This is a genomic window from Aeromonas sp. 5HA1, assembly GCF_029237245.1.
Classification (GTDB): Bacteria; Pseudomonadota; Gammaproteobacteria; order Enterobacterales; family Aeromonadaceae; genus Aeromonas; species Aeromonas salmonicida.
Genome location: NZ_JAACFW010000027.1, coordinates 1 through 14,747, shown reverse-complemented (window position 1 = coordinate 14,747; position 14,747 = coordinate 1). Strand labels below are relative to the sequence as shown.

9 protein-coding genes are annotated in these 14,747 nt (G+C 57.4%); 3 read left to right on the top strand and 6 right to left on the bottom strand.

The window, feature by feature from the left end:
- Positions 1 to 71: 71 nt before the first annotated feature.
- A complete protein-coding gene (locus GWQ27_RS19435; protein WP_275908108.1) occupies positions 72 to 2,453 on the top strand; it encodes a glycoside hydrolase family 3 C-terminal domain-containing protein in 2,382 nt (793 codons plus the stop codon).
- A 96-nt stretch (positions 2,454 to 2,549) separates the two neighbouring features.
- Here the strand turns inward: GWQ27_RS19435 and GWQ27_RS19430 are convergent, their stop codons facing one another.
- On the bottom strand, positions 2,550 to 3,518 hold the full coding sequence (locus GWQ27_RS19430) for an AraC family transcriptional regulator (RefSeq protein WP_275908107.1): 969 nt from the start codon (positions 3,516 to 3,518) through the stop codon (positions 2,550 to 2,552).
- 354 nt (positions 3,519 to 3,872) lie between these two features.
- On the bottom strand, positions 3,873 to 6,251 hold the full coding sequence (gene ppsA, locus GWQ27_RS19425; RefSeq protein WP_275908106.1) for a phosphoenolpyruvate synthase: 2,379 nt from the start codon (positions 6,249 to 6,251) through the stop codon (positions 3,873 to 3,875).
- A 320-nt stretch (positions 6,252 to 6,571) separates the two neighbouring features.
- Between ppsA and GWQ27_RS19420 the strand changes: the two genes are divergently transcribed.
- The gene (locus tag GWQ27_RS19420) at positions 6,572 to 7,384 is read left to right on the top strand and encodes a pyruvate, water dikinase regulatory protein (protein WP_021140498.1); all 813 of its coding nucleotides are present in this window, start codon (positions 6,572 to 6,574) and stop codon (positions 7,382 to 7,384) included.
- 123 nt (positions 7,385 to 7,507) lie between these two features.
- Here the strand turns inward: GWQ27_RS19420 and GWQ27_RS19415 are convergent, their stop codons facing one another.
- Entirely contained in the window at positions 7,508 to 7,795 is a 288-nt protein-coding gene (locus GWQ27_RS19415) for a hypothetical protein (protein ID WP_059169622.1), read from the bottom strand.
- A 361-nt stretch (positions 7,796 to 8,156) separates the two neighbouring features.
- Here GWQ27_RS19415 and GWQ27_RS19410 point away from each other — a divergent pair, with 361 nt between their 5' ends.
- A complete protein-coding gene (locus GWQ27_RS19410; protein ID WP_058395488.1) occupies positions 8,157 to 9,533 on the top strand; it encodes an amino acid permease in 1,377 nt (458 codons plus the stop codon).
- A gap of 270 nt (positions 9,534 to 9,803) precedes the next feature.
- Here GWQ27_RS19410 and GWQ27_RS19405 read toward each other — a convergent pair whose 3' ends face one another.
- From GWQ27_RS19405 to GWQ27_RS19395, 3 genes are all read right to left on the bottom strand, one after another.
- Positions 9,804 to 10,508 (bottom strand): SIMPL domain-containing protein, encoded by a 705-nt coding sequence (locus GWQ27_RS19405; protein ID WP_021140495.1) that lies wholly within the window; start codon positions 10,506 to 10,508, stop codon positions 9,804 to 9,806.
- Between the two features lie 56 nt (positions 10,509 to 10,564).
- The gene (locus tag GWQ27_RS19400; protein WP_219598770.1) at positions 10,565 to 11,122 is read right to left on the bottom strand and encodes a hypothetical protein; all 558 of its coding nucleotides are present in this window, start codon (positions 11,120 to 11,122) and stop codon (positions 10,565 to 10,567) included.
- An 86-nt stretch (positions 11,123 to 11,208) separates the two neighbouring features.
- Positions 11,209 to 14,747 (bottom strand): VWA domain-containing protein (locus GWQ27_RS19395; protein ID WP_275908105.1); only part of this gene is annotated, 3,539 nt, incomplete at its 5' end.

The following is a 14,747-nucleotide window of genomic DNA, read 5'->3' as shown; positions in this document are numbered from 1 at the left end:
CCCGGCCCGATCACTTGCCGGTGTCGATATCGCACTTGCCTTTTTATTCAGACAGTTACGAGGAAGTCTTCATGCCTATCACGACAAAAATGAAAGCGGTTTCAATCGGCGTCAGCCTGGCGCTGGCCGGGCTGCTGGTTGGCTGCAACCAGAACGACTCGGACCCCTTGGTAAAAGACGATGCCTACTACCGCGGCCAGGCCGAAGCCATGGTGGCCAAGCTCACTCTGGGGGAGAAGCTGGACCTGCTCTCCGGCCCCGGCTATGGCAGCGCCAACGGCGCCATCAACCTCAAGCAGGATGTCGCCGGGGTGGCGGGCTACATCAACGGGGTAACGCGCAGTGCCGACGGCATCGACATTCCGGCCCTGAAACTGGCCGATGGTCCGGCGGGCCTGCGGATCAACGCCAACCGCGACGGCGACAGCGCCACCTATTACGCCACCGCCTGGCCCATCGGCTCCCTGCTAGCCTCCAGCTGGGACGTCAACCTGGTCAAATCCGTCGGGGAAGCCATGGGGGACGAGGTGCGCCAGTACGGGGTCGACATCCTGCTGGCCCCCGGCATGAACATCCAGCGCAACCCGCTCAATGGCCGCAACTTCGAGTACTACTCGGAAGACCCGCTGCTCACCGGCAAAATCGGTGCCGCCATGGTCAACGGGGTGGAGAGCAACGGGGTAGGCACCACCATCAAGCACTACTTTGGCAACAACTCGGAGACCAACCGGAATCAAATCAACGACATCGGTGAACCGAGAACCTTTCGCGAGATCTACCTGCGTGGCTTCCAGATTGCGGTAAACGAGGCCCAGCCATGGGCAGTCATGACCTCCTACAACAAGTTCAACGGCACTTATGTCAACGAGCGCAAGGATGCCATAACCGATGTGCTGCGCGGTGAGTGGCAATTCGACGGCCTGGTGATGTCAGACTGGTTCGCAGGCGACGTAGCCAACAACGCCTACAAGCAGGTGCTGGCGGGGCAGGATTTGATTGAACCTGGCAACGTCAAGGAGCAGTTGCAGCAATCCATCGAGCAGGGCGATCTGAACGAGGCCAAAGTGACCGAGGCCGCCATCCATATCCTGACCCAGGTGATGAAGAGTCCCTCTTACAACCAGTTGGCCGTCAGCAACAGCCCGGATCTGGCCGCCCATGCCAAACTGGCTCGCCAGGCAGGGGCCGAAAGCATGGTGCTGCTGCGCAACGACGCCGCCGCCCTGCCCATCGCTGCGACCAGCAAGGTGGCCAGCTTTGGAATCAACCAGGTCAATACCTACAAGGGTGGCACCGGCAGCGGGGATGTGAACGCCGCCAGCACCACCACCATAGCCCGGGGGCTGGCCAGCCGTTTCCCGGTCAACGACACGCTGCAAACTTACTACGGCGATTTTTATGAGGCCAACAAGGTCTATCACGAGGGGCAATTCGGCGCCAAAGGCTACTACACCTGCGATGAGGCCACCGTCAGCCCCGAACTCGCCACTTTGATCACCACGGCTGCCGGTGAGCAGGATGTGGCGGTCATCAGCATAGGCCGTCAGGCCGGTGAAGGGGCGGATCGCACCGACAGCAAGGGCGACTACCTGCTCGGCGATGACGAGACCGCCCTTATCGATGCGGTGAGCACCGCCTTCCACGCCCAGGGCAAGAAGGTGGTGGTGGTGCTCAACGTCAACGGCGTCATCGACACAGCCCAGTGGGGCCACAAGGTGGACGCCATACTGCTGGCCTACATGGCCGGTCAGGAAACCGGCCATGCGGTGGCCGACGTGCTGTCGGGGGCGGTCAACCCCAGTGGCAAGCTGGCCCAGAGCTTCCCGTTAAGCTACGCCAGCGTGCCCTCCGCCGGCACCTTCCCGGGTGAAGATACCGACGGTGACGGCGAGCCGGACGATCTCTACTACAACGAGGGGATCTATGTGGGCTACCGCTACTACAGCACCTTCGACAAGGCGGTTTCCTACCCGTTCGGCTTTGGCCTCTCCTACACCAGCTTCGGCTACACCAGCCACGCCATCGCCAGCAATACCCTGGCCGAGGGCACGGCCGGCAGCCTGGTGCTGACGGCAACCATCACCAACACGGGCACCGTTGCGGGCAAGGAGGCGGCCCAGGTCTATGTCACCGCCCCCGAGGTCAAACTGCAAAAACCGACCATAGAGCTCAAGGCCTTTGCCAAGACCAAACAGCTGGCACCGGGCGCCGCCGAGCAACTGAGCTTCACCATTCCGGCCAGCATACTTGCCAGCTTCGATGAGGCCAGCAACCAGTGGATAGTGGAACCGGGCAGTTACAGCGCCTACATCAGCCCCTCTTCGGATGTCTCCGCCACCACGCCGGTCACCTTCACGGTGAGCAAGGAGATAGTGGTGAGCAGCACGACCCCGGGCACCCTAGCCCTGCCGGAAGGCGTGGACCCTGCCACAGTGACCACTGTCACCAAATAAGCCGGCGACAGTGACAGCATAAAATGATGGGAGCGGCGTGTTAGCGTGCGCTCCCATTTTCTGTACCGGGAAAGCTTGACGAGACCAGCGCCGTTATTATTGGCGAGTATTTCGGTAAGCCAGCGGCGTCATATTGGTATTGGCCTTGAAGAAACGATTGAAGGCACTCTGGGAGGAAAAACCCATCAGGTCACTGATATTTTGCAGTGGCTGGTCCCCATCCCCCAATAAACGGCACGCCTCCATCATCTTGACCTGTTTCAAAATAGCCGAGAAACTGCTGCCCTCCCCCTGCAATTTCCGGTTCAGGGTCCAGCGGCTGATATTCATGGCCGAACAGACATCCTTGAGTAAATTGTCATCGCACTCCATGACACCGCTGCGAATGTTATGGCGGATCATGTCAGCCACCAGATTGGCAAAGGGCACCCGCTCATCAATGTCGAGGCAGATATGCTCAAGCTGGTTTGTCTGCAAACGGCAAAGGGGCCCGTTATAACCATCGGCTCGGCTATCCAGCAGGGCATTGCTTATGGTCAGGGTGTTGCCAGGCTGATCCCAGCGACAGTGGGTTCCAAAGAAGTGATCCAGTTGGCGGTGAGAGCCCAGCGACTTGCCAATGAGCCCCACCGACACCGTCAGGTTTGGCACATAGACCCGCAGGATCCGGTAGAGGATGACAAAATTGGGGATGGCCTGGCTGGCGGCAGGCCCTTGATTGATATATTCATATCGGGTGTGAGACGCCCCCTCCCTCACCTGAAAATCGTCGCAGTTGCCGATGACGGTGCGATAGGCCAGCAGGGCTTTGATGGCGGCGCGAGGGGACGGCTGGTTCAGGCATAGGCTGATGAGCGCCGGATAGTGCTGGTAGAGCTCGGCGATATCGTAAGACAGTATGCCCTCGTGAAAGCCATTCAGATGCCGCTGCATCAGGCCCAGCATGCGGTAATGACTGTGGGCCAGGATCCGGCCATGCTCACGGTGGATATCGAATGGCGTCAGACCGGCAGCCATCAGGATGGCATCCGTATCTCCCCCTTGCTGCTGACAGGCTGCCAGCATTCTTCTGATCACTTGATTTGATACGCTCTGTGACATTTGCCTGCCCTGGCCACATTAATAACAAGAAACATATTTATTGATGAATCGAGTACAAGTGGAACCTGTATTTTCAACCTGACCCGACATGAGGTGAATATGGTGATTCGCCAGTCTGTCCATGACATGGAAGGGTTATTATGGCGTGGTGCGGCAGTGAACCTATGTAACGGAGTGTAAGATCAGGATCTGGCGCGCTTATTTTGGCAGAGAAGTAAAAATACGACGTAAAAATAATACAGAGCAGTCATTAAAAGATAAAAACGGCGCCCTGTCAGGGCGCCGTTTTTATTATCACAGTTGTTAATCAACACAGACTCAGCGAGCCTTGTGTTGCTCCGCCAGATAGAGCCAGGTATCGACTACTGTATCCGGGTTGAGGGACACAGAGTCTATGCCCTGCTCGACCAGCCAGGCGGCAAAGTCAGGATGATCCGAGGGGCCCTGACCACAGATGCCGACATACTTGCCCGCCTTGCGCGCAGCCTGGATAGCCATCGACAGCAACGCCTTGACCGCCTCGTTGCGTTCGTCGAACAGGTGGGCGATGAGGCCCGAATCCCTGTCCAGTCCGAGCGTAAGCTGGGTCATGTCGTTGGAGCCGATGGAGAAGCCATCCACGTGCTGCAGGAACTGATCCGCCAGCAGGGCGTTGGAGGGGATCTCGCACATCATGATCACCTTCAATCCTCGCTCGCCACGGCGCAGCCCGTTCTCGGCCAGAATGTCCATCACCTGGGCGGCCTCACCCACTGTGCGCACGAAGGGGATCATCACCTCGACGTTGGTCAGCCCCATGACGTCGCGCACCCGCTTGATGGCTTCACACTCCAGCGCAAAGCAGGGACGGAAACTGTCGGCGATGTAACGTGCCGCGCCACGGAACCCTATCATGGGGTTCTCTTCGTGAGGCTCGTAGTCACGGCCGCCTACCAGGTTGGCGTACTCGTTGGACTTGAAGTCCGACATCCGCACTATGACCCGCTCCGGCCAGAAGGCCGCACCCAGGGTGGCGATCCCCTCGGTCAGCTTGGCGACATAGTATTCCCGCGGATTATCGTAGCCTGCGATCATCTTAGCGATGGTGACCTGAAGTTCCGGGCTCTGCTGGTCGAATTCCAGCAAGGCCTTGGGATGCACACCAATCATGCGATTGATGATGAACTCGAGCCGCGCCAGACCCACACCGGCATTGGGCAGCTGGGCGAAATCAAACGCCCTGTCCGGATTGCCGACGTTCATCATGATCTTGATGGGCAAGGGTGGCATGTTGCCCACTTCGGTCACAGCCACATCGAAATCGAGCTCGCCGTCATAGATGAAGCCGGTATCCCCTTCCGCGCAGGAGACAGTGATGAGCTGACCCGGGGCAATATGATCGGTGGCGTTGCCGCAACCCACCACGGCCGGAATACCAAGCTCCCGGGCTATGATGGCGGCGTGACAGGTGCGCCCGCCACGGTTGGTGACGATGGCGGAGGCCCGCTTCATGATGGGCTCCCAGTCCGGATCCGTCATGTCGGTGACCAGCACATCGCCGGGCTGCACCTCGTCCATCTGGCTGATGGAGGAGATGACCCGCGCCGGGCCCGCACCAATCTTGTGGCCGATGGCACGCCCTTCGATCAGCACCTTGCCCGCCTGTTTAAGGGCAAAACGCTCCAGGGTGTTGACCTCCTGGCGGCTGCGCACCGTCTCGGGACGCGCCTGCACTATGTAGAGATGGCCATCCTGTCCATCCTTGGCCCACTCGATATCCATGGGGCGACCATAGTGCTGCTCTATGATGAGGGCCTGCTTGGCCAGCTCCATCACCTCGGCATCCGTAATACAGAAGCGGTTGCGCTCGGTCTCGCTGGTGTCGACGATCTGCACCTGACGGCCATGACCGGCATCGTCCGAGTAGGTCATCTTGATAAGTTTGGAGCCGAGGGTCTTGCGCACCACGGCAGGGCGCCCGCCCCTGAGGGTTGGCTTGTGCACATAAAACTCATCCGGGTTGACTGCGCCCTGCACCACCATCTCGCCCAGGCCCTGAGCGCCAGTGATAAAGACTACGTCGTTGAAACCGGATTCGGTATCCAGGGTGAACATGACGCCGGAGGCGGCGAGATCCGAGCGCACCATGCGCTGTACCCCGGCCGAGAGCGCCACGCCCTTGTGGTCATAACCCTGGTGCACCCGATAGGAGATTGCGCGGTCGTTGAACAGTGAAGCAAACACATGCTTGACGGCAATCATGACGGCATCGATGCCGCGTACGTTGAGGAAGGTCTCCTGCTGACCGGCAAAGGAAGCGTCCGGCATATCCTCGGCGGTGGCGGAGGAGCGCACCGCGAAAGAGGCATCCAGACCCGCACTCAGCTTGTCGTAGGCGGCGCAGATCGCCTGCTCCAGTGCTGGCTGGAACGGGGCTTCGATCACCCAGTCGCGGATCTGCTGACCCGCCCGGTTGAGGGCGCCTATGTCGTCCACATCCAGGTTATCGAGCAGATCATGGATCTTGCCGTTGAGGCCGCTTGACTCCAGAAACTCGTTAAACGCAAAGGCCGTGGTCGCAAAGCCACCCGGCACGGATACACCGGCACCAGAGAGGTTGCTGATCATCTCGCCAAGGGATGCGTTCTTGCCGCCAACTCGTTCTACATCTTGCATTCCGAGTTGTTCGTACCAGAGTACGTACTGTTGCACTTGCATGTCTCCAGGTTGGTGGGCTCGGGTGCCATGGCACCTTCTGCGCCAAATTAGGTGCGTGAGTTATATGCGTTATTGTCCGTTTCTACTGTTGCAAACGACCATGAAAACGTTTTCTACTTATTGTCAAAAAAATCCCCGAGCAAGATTTGGGGATGGTCGAATGACACAGACATTCTACAATGCCAACACAAAAAGGTAACGACTCAGGTTTGCAAGCCACTTCACAACTTGGGCACAGCAGATCGGTTGACAAAATAGATATGGTTTCGAGAGATACTGACTGCTCGCAACCTCGCCAGCCCGCATCACAGGAGCGCATCGTGCACACCGTATTCTATGTTTCCGACGGCACAGCCATCACGGCCGAAGTATTCGGTCACGCCGTGTTGAGCCAGTTTCCACTGGTGTTCGAACAAGTCACCATCCCCTTCGTAGAGACCCTGGAGAAAGCCAGACAGGTGCGGGCACGTATCGACGAGCAGTTCCGCCAGACCGGGCTGCGCCCCATACTGTTTCACACCATAGTCGACCCCCTGGTACGAGAAGAGGTGCTCAAGGCCCAGGCGAGCGGCCACGACTTTCTCAACACCTTCGTCAGCCCGCTGGAACAGGAGCTGGGGGTCAAGGCCGAGCCGAGACTGCATCGCACCCACGGCATGGAGAACCGCAAGCTCTATGACGATCGCATCGAGGCGGTCAACTTCGCACTGGCCAACGACGACGGCATCACCACCAAGGAGTATGAGGAGGCGGACATCATCCTCATCGGGGTCTCCCGCTGCGGCAAGACGCCAACCAGCCTCTATCTGGCGCTGCAATTTGGCATTCGTGCCGCCAACTATCCCTTTATCGAACAGGACATGGGCACCCTGGTGCTGCCCACCGCCCTCAAGGCCAATCGCCACAAGCTGTTCGGCCTCACCATAACGCCCCAGCGGTTGCACGAGATCCGCAATCAGCGCCGCGCCAACAGCCGCTACTCTTCGCTGGAGCAGTGCGAGCAGGAGCTGGCAAGCGTGGAGCGGCTGTTTCGCCAGGAGGCGATCCGCTTCCTCGACACCAGCTCTCACTCGGTGGAGGAGATAAGCGCGAAAATTCTGGAGGCTACCGGCATGCGCCGTCAGCTCTATTGAAAGGGAAAAATATCCTGGAGATCAACGCACTGCCAACTTCATCCCAGGTGGCAAGTTGACGGGACAGATAAGCAGAAATGAAAACGGAGCCCAATGCAGTAGCATGTGGCTCCGTTTTTGTAGCTAGCGGGGACGGGAGCCAGTGCTGTTCAACTCCTTGTTGTTCATCAGCATGGCGTAAAAGTTGAGCACGCCATAGCGCCTTCGTACCCGTTCAGTCAACCAGAGCGCCGGCAGTAAACCAACAGCGCCAGCTGTCAGCAGCACGGTTCGAAAGTGCATCACCAGATAGTCGTCACCCTGCACTGCCCAAACCAGCATGCATCCCGCCGCCATGGCAAGCAACAGGGGCGAGAGCCAGACCGTCAACCAGAGCGCGACGGCCAACAGGCTGCCAATAATACGTTGCATGAAGCCTGTCCTTTTCACGGAGGAGGCTTTATAAAACAGGAATCACTGAAAGAGTCAACTGAACAGCATTCGATTGTTCACAATACAGCCAACCACTCCTCTTTTTGTATTTGGAGTCCTGAAAAACCTGCTTGATGCTGAAAAAACCAACGAATGATAAGGAAAACAGGTGCGTTGACGGCTGATTATCACTATTCTGCTTCCGTTGGTAGCCGCTACAAAAAACAACAAGCGACCTGCCGTAACGAAATAAATACGTATTTCGTCACGTTTCAAGCACGTTTTGCCGTGCAAGGTCACATGGAGTGACTCGACGGGCGAGATGACAGACGAGTGACATCAGAGACGTAAGGAAGGAAGAATGGATCTTCAACAAGACGGCGAGGAGCTGAAGCGCGGCCTGAAAAACCGCCATATCCAGCTCATCGCATTGGGCGGTGCCATAGGTACCGGCCTGTTTCTCGGGATTGCCCAGACCATCAAGATGGCGGGCCCCTCAGTGCTGCTCGGCTATGCCATCGGCGGCTTTATCGCCTTTCTCATCATGCGCCAGCTGGGCGAGATGGTGGTGGAAGAGCCGGTAGCGGGCTCCTTCAGCCACTTTGCCTACAAATACTGGGGTGACTTCGCCGGTTTCGCCTCCGGCTGGAACTACTGGGTACTCTACGTGCTGGTGAGCATGGCCGAGCTGACGGCGGTCGGCATCTATGTCCAGTACTGGTGGCCCGAGATCCCGACCTGGATGTCGGCTGCCGTCTTCTTCGTGCTGATCAACGCCATCAACCTCTCCAACGTCAAGGCGTTCGGCGAGATGGAGTTCTGGTTTGCCATCATCAAGGTGGTCGCCATCGTCGGCATGATTGGCTTTGGCGGCTACCTGCTCGCCAGCGGCAACGGCGGACCGGATGCCAGCATCACCAATCTGTGGGACCAGGGCGGTTTCTTCCCCAACGGCATCAGCGGTCTGGTGATGGCGATGGCGGTGATCATGTTCTCGTTTGGCGGCCTTGAGCTGGTAGGGATCACGGCCGCAGAGGCGGATGACCCCGAGAAGAGCATTCCCAAGGCCACCAATCAGGTGATCTACCGTATCCTGATTTTCTACATTGGCGCCCTGGCCGTGCTGATGTCCCTCTATCCCTGGGGCAAGGTCGTGGAAGGCGGCAGTCCCTTCGTGATGATCTTCCACGCGCTGGATAGCAATCTGGTGGCAACCGTGCTCAACATGGTGGTACTGACCGCTGCATTGTCGGTCTACAACAGCTGTGTCTACTGCAACAGCCGCATGCTGTTCGGTCTGGCCAAGCAGGGCAACGGCCCGCGCAGCCTGCTCAAAACCAGCAAGAGCGGTGTGCCCGTAGTGGCCATCTCCGTCTCCGCAGCGGCAACCCTCTTGTGCGTGCTGATCAACTACCTGATGCCGGGCAAGGCGTTCGAGTTGCTGATGGCACTGGTGGTCTCGGCACTGGTCATCAACTGGGCCATGATAAGCCTTGCGCACCTGAAGTTTCGCAAGAGCAAGCAGGCCGAAGGGGTTGAGCCCAAGTTCAAGGCGTTCTGGTATCCGCTGGGTAACTACCTCTGCCTCGCCTTCATGGCCGGTATTCTGGTCATCATGTATCTGACCCCGGGCATCCAGATCTCGGTGCTGCTCATCCCGGTCTGGATCGTCGTGCTGGCCATCGGTTATCAACTCAAGCTGAAACGTCAGGGACGTCTTGCCGCCGACCTTGGCTGATTTTTCCGACGCTCGTTATTCAAATGCCGGTCACTGACCGGCATTTTTCTATCCATCTTCTATCTGCTGCCAGATGCTGAGCACAGGGATGCAAGCCATCAAGCCTGCCCCCCTTGCCTGTCATCAAGCCTGCAAGAGCGGGAACCTGCTGCCCGCCAGGCGACATCACTTGCTCGCTAATGCGCGCAAACAATTGCCGTAAAAACAACAAGCCCGAGGGGTGAGCCTCGGGCTTGGGACAGGTGAGGGACAGGGCCGGAGGCCATCCCCTTACTCCAGCAGGAAGACGGCTTCCACGTTGTCCGTGATGCTGATCTGCTGCTGTTGATAACTGTTTTCCATCATGTCGGCGGCAGGGGCCATGGCGGCGGCCTTGAGTGCACGGCTATAGATGGGCATGGGGGTGTTGTTGCGGTACTCCACGCTGTAGACCTTGCCAAGCTTCATGCCGAACGCCTTGGCCAGGGACTCCGCCTTGTTCTTGGCATCCTCGACCGCACCAATACGAGCCTGCTCCTTGATGATCTGCGGCGACTTGAGACCGTACTCAATCTGGGAGACTGACTCCAGACCCGCCTTGAGAGCGGTATCCATCAGCCCGCTCAGTTTGTCGAGCTGGTAGAGTTTGACCGCGAGTTGACGCTGGGCACGGTATCCCACCAGTTCCGGTTTCTTGTTCTGCGGATACTGATACTCGGGAGAGATCACCAGGTTGCCCGCTTCCACATCGCTGCGCTTGATGCCCAGCCCTTCCAGCTGACCAAAGAAGGCCGCAACCTTGCTATCGACCTGCTGCTTGGCCTTGATGCCCTGCTTTTCCAACGCAGTGACCGCAACATTGAGGGTCAGCATATCGGGTTCGGCCTTTTGCTCGGCATAACCACTTACCACCAGATGTGGGGCTTGCGGTACTTCGAGCGCGAATAACGGAGCACTGACAACCAGAGCGGAAAGGGTAAGAAGGGAACGCCACATATAAAAAAACCTCAATCAATTAGAGTGAGGTCATTATGCCCGTGGCTGAATGGGATTCATATATCGTGCAATGGCGGTATCTGATCCAGTACCTGATTGGTCATATCGATACTGATGCTGATCTCATTGCCCATCGGCTCAGGATGACTCGAGGCAACAGGTGCGACACTGCGGGAAGTGATCAGGTCTTCATCATCAAAATGGAACGAATCCCACGACAGAACATGTCCCTGTACCTGACTAATAGGGTCTGCCAGCGTGGATGTGGTCAGTGGAGCACAGTCGATACTGTCGGAGTGAATGAGCAGATCCTGCAAGCAGGCATGGCTCAAACTCTGCAGCGAATACTCCTGCTGCCCCTCATCATGCCCGACCAGCACCACCCTGTGAGGTGGCTCAGCATCCATTACCGGATTAAATGCGATGGTGGCCGCCGCGAAGTCCACATTGAGAGAACCCGCCACGTCGCCATCTTCGCTTTCAAGATCCAGCCCGTCAATCCGGTCACCCGCCATGGTTGCCTGATAGCCAAACTGGCCGGTGCAGGTAATGCTGCCCTGCCCGTCCCAGCTATAGCGAATGCCATCAATATCGACCCAATTAAATGACTGCATGGTGACCCTCTCCTCTACTGCCGCTATCTTAGCCGCCCCCTCAGTCAAAAAACAGGGGCCAGGCATAGCCCGGCCCCGTTACCTGATTACGGATCAACCTTGAGGTTACCATCATCCAGCAGTTGCTTGATGATATCCTGGTTAGAACCCAGGGAGGCAAGATCAAGGGAGTTCTGGAACTGAATCGTCAGCTCAGAACCACCGACCACACCATCAGGGTCTATCGTCAACGTCTTGGTGGCGGTATCAAACTGCAAGTAACTGTCCAACGCCGCCGCCAAATCATCGTTGCTGCCGCCAGTGGGAACCCCAACCAGCAAATCAGACAAATCCAGCACATCCCCCCCACTGGCCATATTCCCCAGGGTAAAGTCCGTGATGTTGTCCGTACTGCCATCAGCATCGCCAGCAAGCCACTTGAAGGTATCGCTGCCAGCGCCCCCTGTCATGGTGTCGCTACCGAGGCCGCCGATCAGAATGTCATCACCCAGGCCACCGATCAAAGTGTCGTTGCCTGAGCCGCCATGCAGGTAATCATCCCCTTCACCACCATCAAGGGTGTCATTGCCTTCCTGGCCAAAGATAATGTCATTGCCAGTCCCGCCCAGAAGAGTGTCATTACCACCGCTACGACCACCTTCAACACTCAGCTCTGTGAGGTGGGTACGGATATAGTCCACCGTCTGTTCACGGGTCCAACCATGACTTGTTTCCAGGGTCTCGAATACCAGCCAACCGGACCCTGCAGGCAAGGTCAGGCCCAACTGGGTTGCCAACGCATCGGTATTGAGCGCATCACCAAACAAAATGTCATTGCCTGCGCCCCCATCGACCACATCATTGCCAGCCCCAAGCAGCACGGTTATCTGATCGCCCTCGGTCAGTGCCGCCGTCAACTGCTCGGCACTGGTCACAATCTGGGCTTCCCCTATCGAGGCGCTGAAACCCTGCTCGACCCGGATATTGTCTATTCGCACTTCGGCAGTGCGATTGTTGGAGTTATCAAGCAACTCGAACACAAAGCCGTATTGCCCGGCTGCAAGCCCGTTGGTGGTGATGGTACTGTAAGATGTTGTCCCAGATGTACCAATACCGGTGATCGTGCCACTTTGTAGTGGGCTGGCCAGATCCCAAGCACCGCCATCGAGCCTTACCAGCTTCCAGGTGAAGCTGTCACTGGAATTGACAGAACTCAAGGCATACTGGAACTGCAGGCTTGCGCCAGCTTGTGCCGCCGAAATCTGGATAGCGTTGGCAACGGCCAGCGCCAATACGGTTCTGTCAGTATCGGAACTCGTACGGTCATCCCTGATACGCAAGTAGCCTCCAGTGACAGTGTGGGCCCCCTGTGGATCACCGCTACGTACCCACCCCGAGGCTGCATTGATGCCACTGCCTCCACTGCCAAAGGTAGCCAGATCGAGGAAGCTGCCAGCGGAGTAGAACTGCGAGCCGGTTTCCGTCGTGTTGTCAAAGAACTTGAGCAGCTCCTGATTGACGCTGTTGGTCACCCCGATGGCATTGACCTGACTGATGCTGCTCAGCGACTCAAACGCATCGACAGACTCCTTGATCACCGTGTAGGTAGTACTGCTGCCCGGGCCGGCAACCTGATTACTGTCGTTGATGTAGTAGGTTGGATTGCCATCCGTGACGAAGAAGGTCAGGTTTTCATAATCGGGATCTGCCTGACTGCCGTTGTTGAACCACTGCACCGCCTGGTTGAAAGCTGCCTCATAGTTGGTCCCTCCGTTGGCAACCAGGGCATCAATGGCATTGGTCAAGTTGATCACATTGCTGGCATCCAGACCTACAATGGTCACGCGTTCACTGGCATTGGTGGCAAAACTGATCAGGGTGATATTGATCTCGCCATCATGATCCTTGAGCTGATTGGCCAGATGTGTCAGGGACGCCTTGAGCATGCTCAGGCGTCCGCCTTCCATACTGCCGGACACATCGACAACCAGAGCGATATTGTAGCTCTGGCCCGGGATGAAATTGGTGGTTGTGCCACCCACATCCCCGACCAGAATATCGTGACCAGCACCGCCTGCCACAACACCATCCACATTGCCATCCGAGTTGGGTACCTTGTGATCGTCGCCTGTGCCTGGTGTCCCCGTGCTGTCGGGGGTATCCGAGGAGTTGCTGCCCACCACCAGGATATTGGACGCCACAGGGGGCTCATTGCTCTTGACCGATACAGTGAAGTTGGCGCTGGCCTGATCGCCATCGCCGTCCGTCAAGGTAGCGCTGAAGTCGAGCTCAATATCGGGGGGCGTTATCTTGTCTATCACCCCGAAGTTCTCAATTCGTACCGAGTCATTACCATCCAGCACAAAGCGCACGTAGAGCTGACTGAACTCGCCGTCGGGCTCTATGCTGGCCAGCTGCATTGAGCCATTCAGACCTGACAGGACAAGCTCTCCTGAGTCGATGACGGTGACACCATCGGCCGCATAGGCCACCCACTGTATGGTGCTGGTATTGGTATTGCCAACCCCATACACATTGAAAGAGAGGCCATCAACTCCCGTCGTGGTGGATACCTTGAACCCTTCGTTATTGTCCAGGTTGCCATTTTTGATCCCGAACCCGTTGTTGTTCGGATTAAGATTATCTGCATCGCTGCCAGGCAGATTTTGAGGGTCATTGACACTGCCATTGAACAGCAGTCCATCGAACAGGACACCAATCCCGCCAGCAGTCACTCCGATCGTCTCAACCGGCCCACCGGCACCGAACTGTGAACCGATCGAGAAGGTCTGGGTTGGCTGCGGAGTGACAAGATTGAAGCTGTAAGTATTGTCTTCATTGAGTGTCAGGGTATAGAAGACTTCGGGTGGTTGCCCACTGCCATCAATAGTGGCTACCAGGGTCTTCCCGTCCATAGACAAGGTCTCGGTGATCCCGGCCAGATCCGGCCATCCGGTCAATGTCAGTCCACCACTGGCCAGAGGGCCGTCAGCCCCAAAGGAGACGCCAAACAATCCCCCCGTGGTGATGGTAGCCACATTCATAACCTCAAGGCTTTCGATACCTGTGATCACCGGCATATCATCTTCAATGACAACACTGACCTGCTTGGTATCACTCAAATCACCGTCGCTGACCGACAGGTTGAATGTAAATGTCTCCAGCCCTTCCTGATTGTCTCCAAACTCATGATCGATGGGGCTCAGCAGGTCGACCGTGTATTTGCCCGTCGGATCCACAGATACCTGTATGACCGGGTTCCCACCCACAGAGCCAACCAGGATCGCAGAGCCGATACCGCTCCACACAACAGGCTGCCCACCGGAGCTCAAGCTGGATGGTGCTGAGAGAGTGAAGGTAAAGGCACTGCTGTCGATGTCCGTCACACCTGCCGTGGCATTGGCTGATGTGCTGTCAGTGGTATCGCCCGGATTGGGTGAATTATCCGGATTGGCCCCAAGCAACCCCTCTTCAGAGATACGCAGATCAGAGACGGTCAGCATGGGGGCATTATTGGTCGCCGTGACCGTCACGGTGAAGTCCTGATTAGCCGCACCGCCCTCGTCCGTGGTCCCCGCTACATTGCCATTCACTACCCCGCTCCAGTCCGCCGGCAAGGTAAAGCCCGGCACACCCGCCACGCTCG

Bases quoted from the DNA above. Each gene is read 5' to 3' on its own strand.
- GWQ27_RS19400 (WP_219598770.1), bottom strand. From the start codon at position 11,122: ATGCAGTCATTTAATTGGGTCGATATTGATGGCATTCGCTATAGCTGG.
- GWQ27_RS19410 (WP_058395488.1), top strand. From the start codon at position 8,157: ATGGATCTTCAACAAGACGGCGAGGAGCTGAAGCGCGGCCTGAAAAAC.
- GWQ27_RS19405 (WP_021140495.1), bottom strand. From the start codon at position 10,508: ATGTGGCGTTCCCTTCTTACCCTTTCCGCTCTGGTTGTCAGTGCTCCG.
- ppsA (WP_275908106.1), bottom strand. From the start codon at position 6,251: ATGCAAGTGCAACAGTACGTACTCTGGTACGAACAACTCGGAATGCAA.
- GWQ27_RS19430 (WP_275908107.1), bottom strand. From the start codon at position 3,518: ATGCTGGCAGCCTGTCAGCAGCAAGGGGGAGATACGGATGCCATCCTG.
- GWQ27_RS19415 (WP_059169622.1), bottom strand. From the start codon at position 7,795: ATGCAACGTATTATTGGCAGCCTGTTGGCCGTCGCGCTCTGGTTGACG.
- GWQ27_RS19435 (WP_275908108.1), top strand. From the start codon at position 72: ATGCCTATCACGACAAAAATGAAAGCGGTTTCAATCGGCGTCAGCCTG.